This is a genomic window from Collimonas sp. OK412, from assembly GCF_900112135.1.
In the GTDB taxonomy this organism is placed as follows: Bacteria; Pseudomonadota; Gammaproteobacteria; order Burkholderiales; family Burkholderiaceae_D; genus Collimonas; species Collimonas rhizosphaerae.
Genome location: NZ_FOLC01000002.1, coordinates 213,860 through 228,063, shown reverse-complemented (window position 1 = coordinate 228,063; position 14,204 = coordinate 213,860). Strand labels below are relative to the sequence as shown.

The 14,204-nt window shown below is 54.4% G+C and carries 18 protein-coding genes and 1 pseudogene; 16 read left to right on the top strand and 3 right to left on the bottom strand.

From position 1 onward, the window contains the following. Window positions 1-19: 19 nt before the first annotated feature. Window positions 20-1,123: an alpha/beta fold hydrolase gene (locus tag BM062_RS03590; RefSeq protein ID WP_092393250.1), complete on the bottom strand. Its 1,104-nt coding sequence runs from the start codon at window positions 1,121-1,123 to the stop codon at window positions 20-22. 178 nt (window positions 1,124-1,301) lie between these two features. On the opposite strand from BM062_RS03590, the gene BM062_RS03585 reads away from it, so the two are divergent. The 10 genes from BM062_RS03585 (at window position 1,302) to BM062_RS03545 (ending at window position 7,161) form a co-directional block, all read left to right on the top strand. Continuing rightward, complete coding sequence (locus BM062_RS03585) at window positions 1,302-2,210, top strand: LysR family transcriptional regulator (RefSeq protein WP_092393247.1); 909 nt, start codon at window positions 1,302-1,304, stop codon at window positions 2,208-2,210. A gap of 68 nt (window positions 2,211-2,278) precedes the next feature. Further along, a complete protein-coding gene (locus BM062_RS03580) occupies window positions 2,279-2,623 on the top strand; it encodes a zinc ribbon domain-containing protein YjdM (RefSeq protein ID WP_092393574.1) in 345 nt (114 codons plus the stop codon). Between the two features lie 120 nt (window positions 2,624-2,743). Then, entirely contained in the window at window positions 2,744-4,042 is a 1,299-nt protein-coding gene (locus BM062_RS03575) for a TAXI family TRAP transporter solute-binding subunit (protein WP_254784887.1), read from the top strand. A 41-nt stretch (window positions 4,043-4,083) separates the two neighbouring features. After that, a complete protein-coding gene (locus BM062_RS03570) occupies window positions 4,084-4,362 on the top strand; it encodes a KTSC domain-containing protein (RefSeq protein WP_092393241.1) in 279 nt (92 codons plus the stop codon). A gap of 133 nt (window positions 4,363-4,495) precedes the next feature. Continuing rightward, window positions 4,496-4,756: a hypothetical protein gene (locus tag BM062_RS24930; RefSeq protein WP_139219981.1), complete on the top strand. Its 261-nt coding sequence runs from the start codon at window positions 4,496-4,498 to the stop codon at window positions 4,754-4,756. A gap of 541 nt (window positions 4,757-5,297) precedes the next feature. After that, entirely contained in the window at window positions 5,298-5,465 is a 168-nt protein-coding gene (locus tag BM062_RS26220) for a DUF6678 family protein (protein WP_371326538.1), read from the top strand. After that, a complete protein-coding gene (locus BM062_RS26215; RefSeq protein WP_371326546.1) occupies window positions 5,392-5,613 on the top strand; it encodes a DUF6678 family protein in 222 nt (73 codons plus the stop codon). Before BM062_RS26220 ends, BM062_RS26215 begins: the two co-directional genes overlap by 74 nt. Window positions 5,614-5,746: 133 nt before the next feature. Then, the gene (locus tag BM062_RS03555; protein WP_092393236.1) at window positions 5,747-6,121 is read left to right on the top strand and encodes a hypothetical protein; all 375 of its coding nucleotides are present in this window, start codon (window positions 5,747-5,749) and stop codon (window positions 6,119-6,121) included. A gap of 98 nt (window positions 6,122-6,219) precedes the next feature. Beyond that, window positions 6,220-6,639 carry a hypothetical protein gene (locus tag BM062_RS03550; protein ID WP_092393233.1) on the top strand — a complete coding sequence of 140 codons (420 nt, stop codon included), beginning with the start codon at window positions 6,220-6,222 and terminating at the stop codon, window positions 6,637-6,639. 198 nt (window positions 6,640-6,837) lie between these two features. Then, window positions 6,838-7,161 carry a hypothetical protein gene (locus BM062_RS03545; RefSeq protein ID WP_092393230.1) on the top strand — a complete coding sequence of 108 codons (324 nt, stop codon included), beginning with the start codon at window positions 6,838-6,840 and terminating at the stop codon, window positions 7,159-7,161. Between the two features lie 190 nt (window positions 7,162-7,351). Here BM062_RS03545 and BM062_RS03540 read toward each other — a convergent pair whose 3' ends face one another. Beyond that, on the bottom strand, window positions 7,352-8,782 hold the full coding sequence (locus BM062_RS03540) for an IS1182 family transposase (RefSeq protein WP_092393227.1): 1,431 nt from the start codon (window positions 8,780-8,782) through the stop codon (window positions 7,352-7,354). A gap of 220 nt (window positions 8,783-9,002) precedes the next feature. Between BM062_RS03540 and BM062_RS03535 the strand changes: the two genes are divergently transcribed. From BM062_RS03535 to BM062_RS03520, 4 genes are all read left to right on the top strand, one after another. Continuing rightward, window positions 9,003-9,428, top strand: a complete 426-nt coding sequence (locus tag BM062_RS03535) for an SgcJ/EcaC family oxidoreductase (protein ID WP_254784886.1) — start codon at window positions 9,003-9,005, stop codon at window positions 9,426-9,428. Between the two features lie 285 nt (window positions 9,429-9,713). Beyond that, window positions 9,714-10,541 carry an AraC family transcriptional regulator gene (locus BM062_RS03530; RefSeq protein ID WP_092393221.1) on the top strand — a complete coding sequence of 276 codons (828 nt, stop codon included), beginning with the start codon at window positions 9,714-9,716 and terminating at the stop codon, window positions 10,539-10,541. 78 nt (window positions 10,542-10,619) lie between these two features. Then, on the top strand, window positions 10,620-11,021 hold the full coding sequence (locus tag BM062_RS03525) for a cupin domain-containing protein (RefSeq protein WP_092393218.1): 402 nt from the start codon (window positions 10,620-10,622) through the stop codon (window positions 11,019-11,021). 300 nt (window positions 11,022-11,321) lie between these two features. Further along, window positions 11,322-11,828 (top strand): hypothetical protein, encoded by a 507-nt coding sequence (locus BM062_RS03520; RefSeq protein WP_092393215.1) that lies wholly within the window; start codon window positions 11,322-11,324, stop codon window positions 11,826-11,828. A 671-nt stretch (window positions 11,829-12,499) separates the two neighbouring features. Here the strand turns inward: BM062_RS03520 and BM062_RS03510 are convergent. Then, window positions 12,500-13,078 carry a TetR/AcrR family transcriptional regulator gene (locus BM062_RS03510; protein ID WP_092393209.1) on the bottom strand — a complete coding sequence of 193 codons (579 nt, stop codon included), beginning with the start codon at window positions 13,076-13,078 and terminating at the stop codon, window positions 12,500-12,502. Between the two features lie 157 nt (window positions 13,079-13,235). Between BM062_RS03510 and BM062_RS03505 the strand changes: the two genes are divergently transcribed. Together BM062_RS03505 and BM062_RS25865 are read left to right on the top strand one after the other, a co-directional pair. Beyond that, window positions 13,236-13,988, top strand: a complete 753-nt coding sequence (locus BM062_RS03505) for an SDR family NAD(P)-dependent oxidoreductase (RefSeq protein WP_092393206.1) — start codon at window positions 13,236-13,238, stop codon at window positions 13,986-13,988. A gap of 5 nt (window positions 13,989-13,993) precedes the next feature. Next, a pseudogene (locus BM062_RS25865) lies at window positions 13,994-14,158 on the top strand (NADP oxidoreductase coenzyme); the annotation flags it as partial. Between the last annotated feature and the right edge of the window lie 46 nt (window positions 14,159-14,204).

Sequence of the window (14,204 nt, the reverse complement as noted above, 5' to 3'; positions counted from 1 at the left end):
ATCCCGCTGGCGTGGATATCTATTTTTTAGCCGACTCTTTCAATAGCTCAGCCAGATAGGATTGCCACACGGCTGCGCGCGTATGCGTACCGTGGCCGTAGGTTTTATCGCTGATGGGGATCAATACGTAACGGCCGTTCTTGATTTTTTTGACCTGCGCTTCGGCGATGTTGGTTTCCGGCGGGTTGATGAAATCATCGGCGGAGTTGATCCACATGAGCGGCGCCGTGATCTTGTCCAGGCTGGCGGACGGATCGTAGTTGCGCGATGCGCTGACCTGGTATAGCAAATCGTTGGCGTCGAGCGTGGCCAGGTCTTTTTTCACATGCTCGGTAACGTAGGCATCCGCGGCGTCGCGCGTCGGATAATCTTTTTGCTGCTGGTGCGGCGCGCTGCCGGCGATCAGCAGCAAGTCTGCCGCGGTGCGCAAGCCCTGCTGCGGCTGGGTCTTGTAATCGCCGCCCTGCCACGCCGGATCGCTGGTGATGCCATCGATCAGCATCTTGCGCCAGGCGCGGTTGCGGCCGGCGATCGGCACCGGCTGGCAAGCCAGCGGCATCAGCGCATCCATGAACGCGGGATAGGTTTCGCCCCACACAAAAGAATGCATGCAACCCATCGAGGTTCCCATCACCAGCCGCAAATGATCCACGCCCAGGCCTTGCGTGACCAAGGCATATTGCGCGGCGACCATGTCGTCATAATCGTATTTGGGAAAACGCGCATGCAAGCCGTCGCTGGGTTTTGAGGATTTTCCATGGCCGATGCCGTCGGGCAGGATGACGTACATCTTGGCCGGATCGAGCAAGCCGCCCGGGGCAAACAAGACGTCGGCGAATTGCGGCCGCAAGAATTGATGGCCATCGCCGCCGGTGCCGTGCATGACGATCACCGCATTGCTCACATGGCCGTCCGCATCGCGTTTTGGCGCTCCCAGCGTGGTGTAGTGCAGCTTCAGCGCGGGCAGCGTTTCACCGGAACGGAACTTGAAATCGCGTATGACAAAATCCCCTTCCTTGGTCGCCGGCGCCGGCGCGGATTGCGCTAGCGCCGCGGAGCCGCTGGTACAGAGGACTAAGGTAAAAGCGCAGGCGGCCGCACATTTGGAAAGAAAACGGGTCATGGTTGGTCTCGATGTCTTGGTTAATGGAATGGTTGTTACGTTAATCAAGCAACAGTGCAGTGTCAAACTGGCGGGTTATTGTCGCCGACGCCATTGAATATGCTGTTGACGTTGGACAAATTTAGACAAATAAGTAAAAATTGCTCGCATCATCCAATCAAAGACAACAATTGCCTCCATGGACAGACTTGAAGCAATGCGTCTCTTCACCCATATCGTCGACCTGGGCAGTTTCACCAAAGCGGCCGGTGTGCTGGAAATCCCTCGCGCCACCGCCACCCACGCCATGAAGGAACTGGAACGGCGGCTGGGAGCGCGGCTGCTGGAGCGGACCACGCGCAACGTCAAGCCGACCCTGGACGGCCGCGCATTCTATGAGCGCTGCTGCCGGATCCTGGCCGACGTCGAAGACGCCGAAGCCTCGCTCGACACCAGCGCGGCCAACCCCGGCGGCGTGCTGCGCCTGGGCCTGCACGGCACCCACGCTACCCAGATCATCCTGCCGCGGCTAGCCGAATTCCGTGAACGTTATCCGCGCCTGAACATAGCGATCAGCAGCGGCGACCGGCTGGTCGACCTGGTGGGCGAAGGCATCGACTGCGTGGTGCGGGTCGGCGTGCCCAAGGATTCCTCGCTGATCGCAAGGCGGCTGGCTTCGCTGCCGGAGGTCATCTGCGCCAGCCCGGATTACCTGGAGCGCTGGGGCACTCCCCTGGTGCCGGAAGACCTGGCGGCACACCAGGCGGTCGGCTTTTTCACGCGCAACCACAATATCCAGTATCCATTCACTCTCATGCGTGACGGCCAGGTAGAAGAATACAAGGCCGGCAGCTGGATAGCAGTCGACAACGCCGACAGCTACGCGCAATGCGCGCTGCTGGGATTCGGCCTGATCCAGGTGCCGCGCTTCCGGGTCGAGCAATACCTGCGGAGCGGCCGGCTGGTGGCGGTGCTGAGCGACCGCACCTGCCCCGAGCTGCCGGTGCTGGCGCTGTATCCGTCCCATCACCAGCTGTCGCCCCGGGTCAAGGTGTTTGTCGACTGGGTGGTGCAGGTGTATGCCGAATATTTTGCCGGCCAGGCTTAGGGTCTGATAACCGGCAGGCAGTATACTGTCTCACTTTTAACATTTTGCCTTACCTGAAAGACAACACCATGAGCACCTTGCCCGCATGTCCCCAATGCAATTCCGAATTCACCTACGAAGACGGCGGCCTCTACATCTGTCCTGAATGCGCCCATGAATGGTCGGCGCAGGCTGCGGCCGAGTCCGGCGCAGACGGCGCCAAGGTGTATCGCGATGCGGTCGGCAACGTCTTGCAGGACGGCGACACGGTGACGGTGATCAAGGACCTGAAACTGAAAGGCTCGGGCGGCGTGGTCAAGGTCGGCACCAAGGTGAAGAATATCCGCCTGGTGGACAGCGACCATGACATCGACTGCAAGATCGACGGCTTCGGCGCCATGAGCCTGAAATCGGAGTTCGTCAAGAAGGTGTAATGTGTGCGGGGGCGCAGGCTCCTGTAAAAATGCGGTTTCCGAGTTGCCCGACCAAGTGCGTCCCATATAGACACCATGCCGAGACACAATCCAGCACTGCACCGCATACAAAAAGCGCCGATGACCGCACAACGCCTGCGGCTCCTGATCACCGGCGCGGTCGTGGCCATCGCCGTGCTGGGCTGGGCCCTGGTGACCATCCTCAAGCCGGCCACCCAGCGCACGATTGTCATCACCGCCGGCGCCGACAAAGGCATCTACAACGGCTTCGCCGAACGCTATGCGCCGCTCCTGAAGCGCGAAGGCATCACGCTGGATATCCGCAGCTCTTCCGGCTCGGTGGAAAACTACCAGCGGCTGAAAGATCCCGAGAGCGAATACGAAGTCGGCTTCATCCAGTCCGGCACCACCACCCCGTCTGAGAACGACCAGCTGCAAACCATCGCCGCCATCTCATACGAGCCGATCTGGGTGTTTTACCGCGGCGACGCCATCGTCAACCGCCTGGCGCAATTGAAGGGCAAGCGGATTTCCATCGGCGTTCCCGGCAGCGGCCTGCTGAAAGTCTCGCGCACCCTGCTCGGCCACAGCGGCATCAGCGCCGACAACGCCAAACTGCTGGAAATGGACGCCTACCAGGCTTACCAGAACCTTGAAAACGGCCAGCTGGACGCCGCCTTCTTTATCGGCAGGCCAGATGCAGCCATGCAGCAGATGCTGCTCAACAGCGACCTGAAGCTGATGAGCTTCGCCCAGGCTGACGCCCTGGTGCTGAAATTCCCTTCGCTCTCCAAGATCATCTTCCCGCGCGCCTCGACCAGCGTCGCCAACGACCTGCCGCAGGCCGACGTCACCTTGCTGGCCGCGACCGCGCTGCTGGTGTCCAAGGACACCTTGCATCCGGCGCTGGTCTACCTGCTGCTGGAAGCCGCCAATACGGCCCACGCCCGCGAAGACTATTTCACCCCGCGCGGCACCTTCCCCAACCTCAATACCGACGATTTCCCGATTTCCGACGAAAGCACGCGCTATTTCAAATCCGGCCGCCCCTTCCTGCAACGCTACCTGCCGTTCTGGCTAGCCAGCTTCATCGAGCGGCGCCTGCTGATCCTGCTGCCCTTCATGGCGCTGCTGTTCGGCCTGCTGCAGGCGCTGCCGCGCATGGTTGAAGCGCGCATGAAAAACCGGCTGGTGGTCTGGTACCGCGAGATCAAGTCGCTGGAAGATGAAATCTGGAGCACCAGGCAACCCGGCAAAGAACAAATTGCGCAGTGGCGCGACGATATCGAAAACATCGATGCGAACGCTAGCCAGATACGCATTCCGCAGCGGTATTTCCAGGACGTCTATGCCCTCAAGCAGGCGATCGGGGTGGTGCGGGAACGGATTGTCCAGGTGGCTCAGAAAGTTGAGCAGTGAATTTAACCGCTAAAAACAACCGCTATGTACAGGAGGCAGTCATGGAGATGAAACGCATCAATGCCGGCAAACTGCGTGCTATCGGATATGACCCGCGAGAGCGTACGCTGCGGGTTGAGTTCGAAGATGGGAGCGCAATAGATTATTCAGGCGTTGGAAACGAGGTCTGGCGCCGGCTGTCGACATCGGGTTCGGCCTGGAGCTATTACCGCGATAACATAGAAGAAGAATTCACAAGCCGTCGCGGTGTCGCGCGCACCGAAAAGAAACCGAATCCCCTTGACGATCTGTTCAAACCGCCCGGTGATGATGCGGAATAGGGGCGAATTGGGTCTATTGTGACTGGCTCAGTTCGGCCAGGATGAGATATTCAAATAACCGGCCAACCTGATGTTGCTTTGCCAACTCCAATGTGGCAGCATGGGGCACACTATTTTTTTAAGAATCCGGCCAATGAAGATGGTTTTCGTTGCACTTACACGAAGCGGTCTCGACGAAGCTATCGCGTTAAATGAACGCACGGGTGGAGCGATATGGTGTGGATGTGACGTTATCACCGAACACGAATTTTCTAGTCTCGCTGGTCGAAATGTGACGCGGTTCAATTTTGCATTGATTGGCGCCGGCGATGAAACATTTTCCGATGCTTTGGCCACCATTGCAGAGCATCATCCAAAAGAGAGAATTTGGATTGAAAGTGTTTTTCAGCTCTAGCAGTGAAATGAAGCGAGACACGAGAAATGCACCATCACTCAGTTAGTCTATTCCGACGAAAATTTAATAGGTCCTCAGACTTAATTAATTCAAATATGAATGTCCGAGATGCATAAAAGATCAATATTCGTTTTTTGTGCACTGATTGTGGCGCAAAACTGTTTTGCGCTTACTGTCGACGAATTGAAGCGCGGCCTTGATCAAGCACGCGCCAGTAAAGTCTCTACTACAGCGCTCGCCACATACGTAACCGGATACGTTCATGGAAGTGCTGAATATGGACGTACGCTGGGGCTGGTCTGTGACGAATCGGGGCTTCGCTCAACTGAGGACGAATTGCTAGCGGTACTCACCTACGTCGACGCTCATCCGGAGGAATGGCCTGACGGTGCGCAATTGCTGATAAACCGCGCATTAATGTCGCCCAAATGCCAACACTGACACCTGATGCGAGGTGTGGATCAAATTTTGATCAGCCGACCAGACGATTGGCTGGAACCGGCGGCGGACATTCGTGTCCGCCATCAATTAGGCGCTCTATATGTTCCCTGTCATGAACAACACGAAGTGGGCAGAACTGCGATTCGGCATGAGCGGGCTCGACACGCTATCACCGCAGTTTCGTGTACGCAATTGTGCACAGTGGATACGTCAGTGCGTGGGATGGGGAGTGGTTCCACCACTTCTATGGACACCACGAAGAGGATGAGTGGGTTGAGATTTCCGTGACGTCCGCGGCCCAGCGTGAGGCTGTTCTGCGGGTGCTCCGCTCAGTGCATGTGCCTGGCGTCATAACAGAGGCAGGATTCAAAATCTTCGGCTACGTACCTCTTGGAACGCATGTCGAATATCTATAGTCCACGACGGCACTCGCCCATGATCGGCCGATGCAATTGACCGCCATTCAACAACAATGATCACCTGTGATTTGTTGCGCATTTACCTTCATCTATGTGACATCATCTCTATTGGACAACGTATAGAAAAAATATGGACTGGGAACCAATTTCAGAAGCATCACTATGGGACAAAATCAACGCCGCCGAAACTCGCATGAATCCACAGCAAGCGAGATTGTGGGAAGCTATACGTATCGCGCCACATAAGTGGGAAGAAGAATCCTACGGAAAGCTTGGCAGCGGATTCTGGATAGTCGCTATTATCGGCGCTACGGTGATTTGGTACAACGATATTGAAGACGGGTTTAATCGTTCTCGTTACACCAGTTTTGGCACGATAGATGAATATTGGTGCAACCAAGATGAACTTGAGATGGCGCTGCAGTACGTACTTAATTTCATCGAAACTGGCCAAGAAACGGGACCAAGGATAGGTTCCCCAATGCTTGGCAAATGGTCGCGCTAATTAAGCCTGCAATCAGCCAGTAGTTATTGTTCATTCTTTGTTTGGTCATTTATCGAGTATGACATTTTTGAATATGCCACCACGTTGAGAATACATCGATGCTAAGAATTGAATTTGAGGAGCCGACTGAGTCAGTCTGTAATTGCTGCCAAAGTACGACAGTCAGACTGACACGATTTGTATACAAAGATGACGATGCGTTCGCAGTCTACTATGCACAATATACGCATGGGCACAGCGAGAAGCGTCTCAGCGGCATTATCAGCTTAGGCGAGTGGGGCAGCGACGAGGTCGGCCCTGAAGCCAGGTTGGCGTTCCCATTCCAGATTTGGGTGAATGACGACGATTTCCAAGTTGGCTTGGTTGATGCGGTAGGCTCCCCCTGGAGCCACGTGACCTTCTTAGGCCGGATACTTGACCGCAAAGAAGCGCTGGCACATAAGTGGATTAATGACGTATTCCACATCACTGACCATATGGTTCAGGATGATAAAGAAATCGTGGAGTACCTCAGTTAATATCGGCCAATTTTGGTAGTTATGAAGGCGACGCCGACTTGCTTGCTCGTAGTGCGTTGGATGTGAACACGAGCTATTCGGCCGAGTTCGGCCAGAATCTGCCAGTCGAAAGTCTGCTCCAAAGCTGACATTGGTGTCGCTGATATTGGAAAACTTCCGCGTAAAATTGACATTTTTCGTGGCATTACTAAGGCGCAGATGTACCGTATTATTAAATTCATTGGCTGGTATATCGCACTCTCAGTTGCAGCAATATTGGGAATGCTAGTTCTTGCATTTCCTGACTATCCGAATACGCAATCTGGCTGGTTGTGGTTTTTTGTTTTGGCACTGCCTGTAACACTTGTCGGTGACTTGATAGGGGAATTCACTTTTAGAAATCGCGTAGCGCAAGCCATTTTGGAAAAATCACAAGGCAAGGCGTTCTCGTCACTGCGCATCCTATACGGACTTATTGCGATGCTAATATTGTTCGGCATAGTTTGGACGCTTGCGATGCATTTCGGCGTGAATAAAGTGTGATTTTTTACTCCCTTAAATAGTCGGCACCCGGCCGAGGCCGTGTAAAAACGCTGAATCCATCAAGGGAGCCGAGATCCACGTCATTTTAACGCGACATTGTTGATAATAGAGAGCCCTGCAAACGCGGCGGCTATTTCCCTTGGCTGAGGAAATAGCCGTCTCCAAACATATCTCTTGACGCTAAAAGCGCCTATGCGCTCATCACCTTTATCAAGGTTCCCACGCCCAGCACGTTGATCATCCGCTTCATGTTGTAAGCCAGGACATGCAAGCTCATCTCGGTGCTCACTCGAGCCTTGGTTTTGGTGAGGAAGTGCGTAGCGCCCATCCATGCCTTGATGGTGCCGAATGGATGCTCAACCGTTTGCCGGCGTATTCGCATCGCCTTCGGCGTTCGTTCCAACCGCTCCTGCATGGCCTCCAGTACAGACTCATGCTCCCATCGTGTCACGCGTCGTTGAGGACTTGGCGTGCATGCGGATTTGAGTGAGCACTGCTGGCAATTCGAGCTCCAATAGCGGTGCAAATTCAAGCCTTTCTCTTTGCTCTTGAAACGCCAGATCAATCGCTCTCCGGCGGGACACTGATATTCATTGGCGCGTGCGTCGTAAATAAAATCCGCTTTGCCAAACCGACCTTCAGCAGAGGCATTGGAGGTCAGGTTCTTCGGGACGATCACGTTGATGCCGGCTTGTGTGCACGCCAGGATCTCTTCTCCTTTGAAGTAACCACGATCAGCAACTACGGTCAGCGATGCGGTGCCAATCGCTTCTTGCGCTTGCCGGCTCATCGAGTGCAGTTGATCCCTGTCGCTCCCGATGTTGGTCACCTCGTGCGCCACAATCAGATGATGCTTTGCGTCGACCACCGTTTGTACGTTGTAGCCAACGACGCCTGTACCACGCGTCTTCATCGACCGTGCATCAGGATCGGTTTGGGAGACCTGTTGATCCGGCGTCTTCTGGAGTTTTAATTGGATGTCTTCAAGCTCTCGCATCTGCGCCTTGAGCGCTGCGATATTCTCATGCAGTCGAGCTGTCGTGAGTTGCTTGCGGTCCGGCTCTTGGCGATCCGCCGTGTCGAGGGCTGTCAGATAGCGATCGATGCTCGCTGCGATCTCTTCCATGCGCCGTTGCAGCTTGGCGCTGGTGAAGTTGCGGTCGCGGTTGTTGACGGCTTTGAATTTGCTGCCGTCAATAGCGACCAGCGCTTCAGAGAACAGGCCAAGTCGCTGACACAGCACGACGAACTGCTTGCATACATTGGAGATGGCACGGCCGTTGTCTTTGCGGAAGTTGGCGATAGTCTTGAAGTCTGGCGTCAAATGCCCTGTCAACCACATCAGTTCAACGTTACGCTGCGCCTCTCGTTCCAGGCGACGGCTTGATTGGAGTCGATTGAGATAGCCGTAGATGTAAATCTTGAGAAGAACCGATGGGTGATAGGCCGGGCGTCCTGTTTGTGCAGGCATTGTTCCTTCGAAACCCATTTGCACCAGGTCCAGTTCATCGACGAAAACATCGACTACCCGCACTGGGTTGCTATCGGCAACGTAGTCGTCCAGTTGCTCGGGAAGCAAAATGCGTTGACTGCGATCCCGCCCTTCAATGAAGCGTTTCATAGGTGTACCTCGAACAGAGTCATCTGTTCGTGTGACATGGATCGCCGCAAATCGTTTACTTCCGATTAGAATTAGCGCTCGACAGCGTTTTTACACAGCCTCGGCCATGAGCGAACATTCCGTGGTTGAACAGGATTTTCCTTGAGCGCCCGACCGTAAGCCTCCAAAACAGACGTTGGGTACTTTCATATAGACACTTATGAGGATCCATATGATTCAAATGAAGCAACCCAAAGACGCACCTCACGCGTTTCAAACCGCCTGGAACAATCACGACATGCAATCCTTCGGAGCACTGTTCCATGAGGATGCGACGTTCGTGAATCGGTTCGGGCACTATGTGCGCGGTGTCGATGAGATCGTCAAGCTGCATGCGCCCATCCACGCAACCATCTACAGCGATTCGATGCTTGAGAACGAGCTAATCGATGTAGTCGCTATCAGCGACGACGCGGCAGTCGTGCACTTCTGGAGCCGCCTCACGGTCGGAGCGGCTCATCCGGCGGGGTCACACGTTGTCGACACGTCGATCCTTGCCGTGTTGACGCGGCAGGCAGCCGAGTGGCGAATCAAGGCGCTCGAGAACGTAACTCTGACGAATCCACGCACGGGAGAATCCGTGTTGAGAGACGGATGGGATTCATGACAGGAACAACTATTTATGAAGATTTAGCGGTATGGGCAGCATCAGTCATGATTCCGAATCACCAAGATTGGGCCGACTGAAACACACCAGATGTCGCTAGTTGTCTACTTGCATGAATGTCTGCTATTGATAGGCGCGACAGCTCGCTTTGGGTCGAGATCGACCTGTTGCGGCCGGCTCAAAACGGCCATGAGCGGTCAGTCGGGAAAACAACCAATCTGGTAGTGTTATGTAAATTTATTCGCAATCAAATATTTCAAATCGCTCTCCGCCAATATATTCATAATGGTTAATAGAAAAAATGTTACTGACTGGATTCATCGCGCACCGTGCTCAAGCAAGCTAGAACGCATCGAGGCATTCATCTCGGGTTACGGCTACGATCTTCATCGTCACGATACTTATGCGATAGGAAGAACTCTCTCGGGAGTTCAAAGTTTTCAATATCGCGGCCAGGAACGCCACAGCCTTCCTGGCGGAACCATTGTTTTGCATCCCGATGAAGCACACGACGGACAGGCTGGAACGGTAGATGGTTTTCAGTATCGAATGATTTACGTCGAACCAGCACTGATACAGCAGATTCTTGGTGGCAAGCCATTACCCTTCATCAAGAGCGGAATATCCGCTGATCCAAGGCTCTACGCGGCTACGAATGCATTACTCCAAAGCATGGGCAGCCCGATTGATGCCCTAGAAGAGGACGATGCTGTGTTCGATCTTGCGCATGCTTTGAGCGCGGTATCCGGTATTGTGGAAAGCAGGAAAACCTTCGATTATCGAGCGGCAGAGAAGGCGAGGGAATTCATCCATAGCGCAATTGACCGTACCATCACCCTCGACGAACTGGCAGAGCAGAGCGGACGGGATCGCTGGAGTCTGTCACGCGACTTCCGGCTTCTTTTTGGAACCAGCCCGTACCGGTATCTGACGATGCGCCGCCTTGATCTGGTCCGCTCAATGCTGATTCAGGGCGAATCGCTAGTCGCTGCGGCGCTAATCGCCGGGTTTGTTGATCAAAGCCACATGACCCGGCACTTTAGTAAAACCTACGGCTTATCGCCTTCACGCTGGCTGAAAATGCAGCGTGTTGGTTTCGCTATTGCTCCTTGATGCTCGCACAATCGTACAAGAATCGATGCCTTTCTTTGGTTATGCTTGGCGTTCCTGATCAACCAATAGGACGACCCGATGAGCCAGCATCAAACGCCAGCAACAACCTCCGAAAGAAAATATCAGAGCATCAATTTTTCGGAGAAATTCAGTTTAATTAATGAGCAATGGGCACCCAAGACCATCGCTGAAATGAATGACTACCAGTTCAAACTGGTAAGGCTACAAGGAGATTTTATTTGGCATGACCATGTCGATACAGATGAAACCTTTATCGTCTTGGACGGACAGCTGCGCATCGATTTTCGTGATGGCCAAGTTCTGGTGTCTCAAGGTGAGATGTTCGTGGTGCATAAGGGCGTCGAGCACAAGACGTTTGCCGAGAGCGAGGTCAAACTTCTTTTGATTGAACCACGGGGCGTGTTAAATACTGGGCATGAGGGCGGAGAGCGAACTGCCACCAATGATGTTTGGATTTAAGCGCAGTCGGCTGGGGCAAAATCGCTGTAAATTTTGATCGATGATAGCTGGGATTGCGCCCCAGCCATCCCCTTCCGACGGTTCGCTATAAAGCGATCGAATGTCGCTTGCGGGGTGAAATCAACCCATCACGACCGCCTCAAAACGGCCAATAGTAGTCTTTCGACTTTGCCCCCTATTTGATATTGCTTCACCAACTACTGCGTGGCAGCATGGGATAAGTTGCATACCTATCAATTCCTTACGCCGTGAATTTACGATAAAACGGCGCTCAATGATTTTCACAGGTCGTATCTCGCCATGATTTCAAATCTTGAATATCAAATAATTTCGGACGTCCTCATCGCCCGTCTTCCTCCAGAAGCCACTGGAGAGATAGTTATTGCGACCGAGCCTATGATTGAACGTGATTTCAGCACCATTTCGATCTATAAAGAGTTTGGAGTGTTCGCCCGATTTCCATCACTGGAGGCGGAAACTATCCTGAGTCTTCTCGAAAAAGAAAGGCAACCCGACACATTCAAGTCTTTGTTTACCTTGCCAAGAATGGTGACACTTTTAGACGAAGATGAAACAAAGCGAATCTTTCGTGAGTGCGGTGGCTGGACGTCATTTTACGAAAAATTTCCGAAATCAGCTGGTAGGTTCTTCTTTTCTAGGGTCGGCCTCAGTCCGTCGAGAAATCAAGCAATACTTCATTTTGGAAGGCAATGGCATGGTAGAGCTGGTTCCGGTTGTATTGTTTTTTTAGAGGACACCGGTAAGGGTTTCGTTGAGGTGGGCAAGATGCGGACCTGGATGTCTTGACGTATAGCTGTGGTTCGAACGTCCGCTTTGGAGAAATCTGATAGACCGCTTTGGGTCGAAATCGACCTGTTGCGGCCTGCTCAAAACGGCCATGACCCGCCGTTCACTTGTTAAAGCTCGCTGCCTCAAAGCGGACGTTAGGAACAGAATCAACGCCGAAAGATCTCGAGGACCAATGGCTCTCCGCAACACCGCTCACTGTTATTCAGTCCGGCACCTGTTGAAGCGCAGCGCGCCGTCAGGAAGAACAACATCAAGACGACCAGCAGTGAGCGCTGAAGCTCAATCCGGCAGCGCACCCGTTCGACGGAACCCGAGGCTCAGTGTCAAGCGCTGATCCCAGTCGACGAGCGCGCGTTTCGTCGATTGCTGCCTATACCTGAAACCGAGAGTTCGGCCGGACCGGCAGTTAGCCGCAATCGTGCGCGGCGGCGGAGGTGACTTGGGAGATTGGGCGGCAACGTATGCCAGGAATTGGATAACACGCAGCTCTGTCCACGGTTCGGGATCAGTCTTCCACACGGCCCCAATCGCCTGAATGCCGCGTGCGCGCGACAAAACGTAGGACGGGCTGTTGGTCTCCGCGATTCTCAAACGGGCCCGTTGATCGCCCTGCATTGCACACTCGCTCGCTCAACGTCTCGGCAATGGCCATCCGATGCCGAACTGATTCAACATGTTCCCTTTTTGACATTGCTGCTCGACCGATTTGGCAGGATGGCGCTAGTGACAATGTGAACGAGATGATCGGCCCGTGGCGCGAATGACGGTAGGTCGACGAGCCAGCCGAGCGCCGCCATCAGGCCGAACAGGTCGTCCCCATTCATATCGGTGCGCGCCGTTCCTTCGGCCTGAGCGCGGAGCAGTAGTCGCGCGCTCGCTGAGTGCACCGCTGCGCATGAAGCATAAAGAGCGGAGTCCGGGTTCGCGTGGGCGGCCGCCATCAGGGCGACGACGCCCCTATAGCTTTGGGCGAATGCCATCCATTCGCTAAACCAAGACACGAGCGCTTCGGCAGGTGAATTCGACGTTTCGAGTTCGTCTGCCTTCTGCGTCAGTTCGTCCAGATTCGTACACAACAACGCTTCAAACAAGGCTTCTCGCGTCGGGAAATGACGCAGCAGTGTAGCCAACCCGACGTCAGCCCGGCGGGCGATATCTCGCATGGACGCGTCGACACCCTGCTTGGCGACAACGTCGTGCGCGACTGCAAGTAGATGGCTGTAATTTTTTTTGGCGTCGGCTCGCATGGGGTTCCTTGACAAACGGATCGCTGATCCGTATAATTGGATCACTGGTTCGGATGCTGCGAATCAGGATCTGGATCTGTGATCCAAATGATACAGCGCCTTTGTACCAATGGGAACAGCGGCGCTGCCTTACAGCACAAACGAAAGGTGAAAGATTATGAAAAAATTAGAAGGCAAGGTTGCAGTTATCACGGGCGGAAGCAGCGGGATTGGCTTGGCCACAGCCAAGCGCTTCGTGGAAGAAGGTGCACACGTCGTGATCACTGGGCGACGAGAGAAAGAGCTGAAGGAGGCCGCCGCCTCCATCAAGAGAAACGTTACGACGGTCGTGGGCGACGTGTCGCGCTTGGAAGATCTGGACCGGCTCTATGCCGTCGTGAAAGAGAAGCATGGTCACATCGACGTTCTCTTCGCGAACGCGGGCGCAGGGACAATCGCACCGCTCGCGGTAGCTACTGAGGCCCATTTTGACCAGACCTTCGACGTGAACGTGAAGGGAATGTTCTTTACGGTACAGAAGGCCCTTCCCCTCTTCAAGGACGGCGGTTCGATTGTCCTGAACTCTTCGGTCTCAAACGTCCTCGGGCTTCCAGGATTTACTGCTTACGCCGCGAGTAAGGCGGCTGTGCGCAACTTCGCGCGCGGCTGGGCTTTGGAATTGAAAGACCGCAAGATCCGCGTAAATAGTATGAGTCCCGGAGCAATCGACACCCCGGCCTTGGCGACGACGACGGGCCTTACCGCTGAACAGGCCGAGCAAGCAGTCGCACAGTTCACCACGCAGATCCCAATGGGCCGCAGAGGCATGCCCGAGGAAATCGCGGCAGCAGTCGCGTTCCTCGCCTCCGATGAAAGTTCTTACATCACCGGTGTGGATCTCGCCGTCGATGGAGGCATGGCGCAGGTCTGACCCCGGCGCGCTCCCGTGACGGCGCAGCAACGGAGATTGGTGCGCTTGCGGAAAATCTCGGTTTCTCGCCGATCAAACTTGGCGGGCTTTCGGAAGGTGGACTGCTTGTGCAGGGGCGCGGAAATAGCTGGTGTCAATTGATCTTTAAGGACCTGGTCAAGTTCGACTGATGGATCGCGATCGCAGATGTCGCTGCAATTACCTATACTATACCCA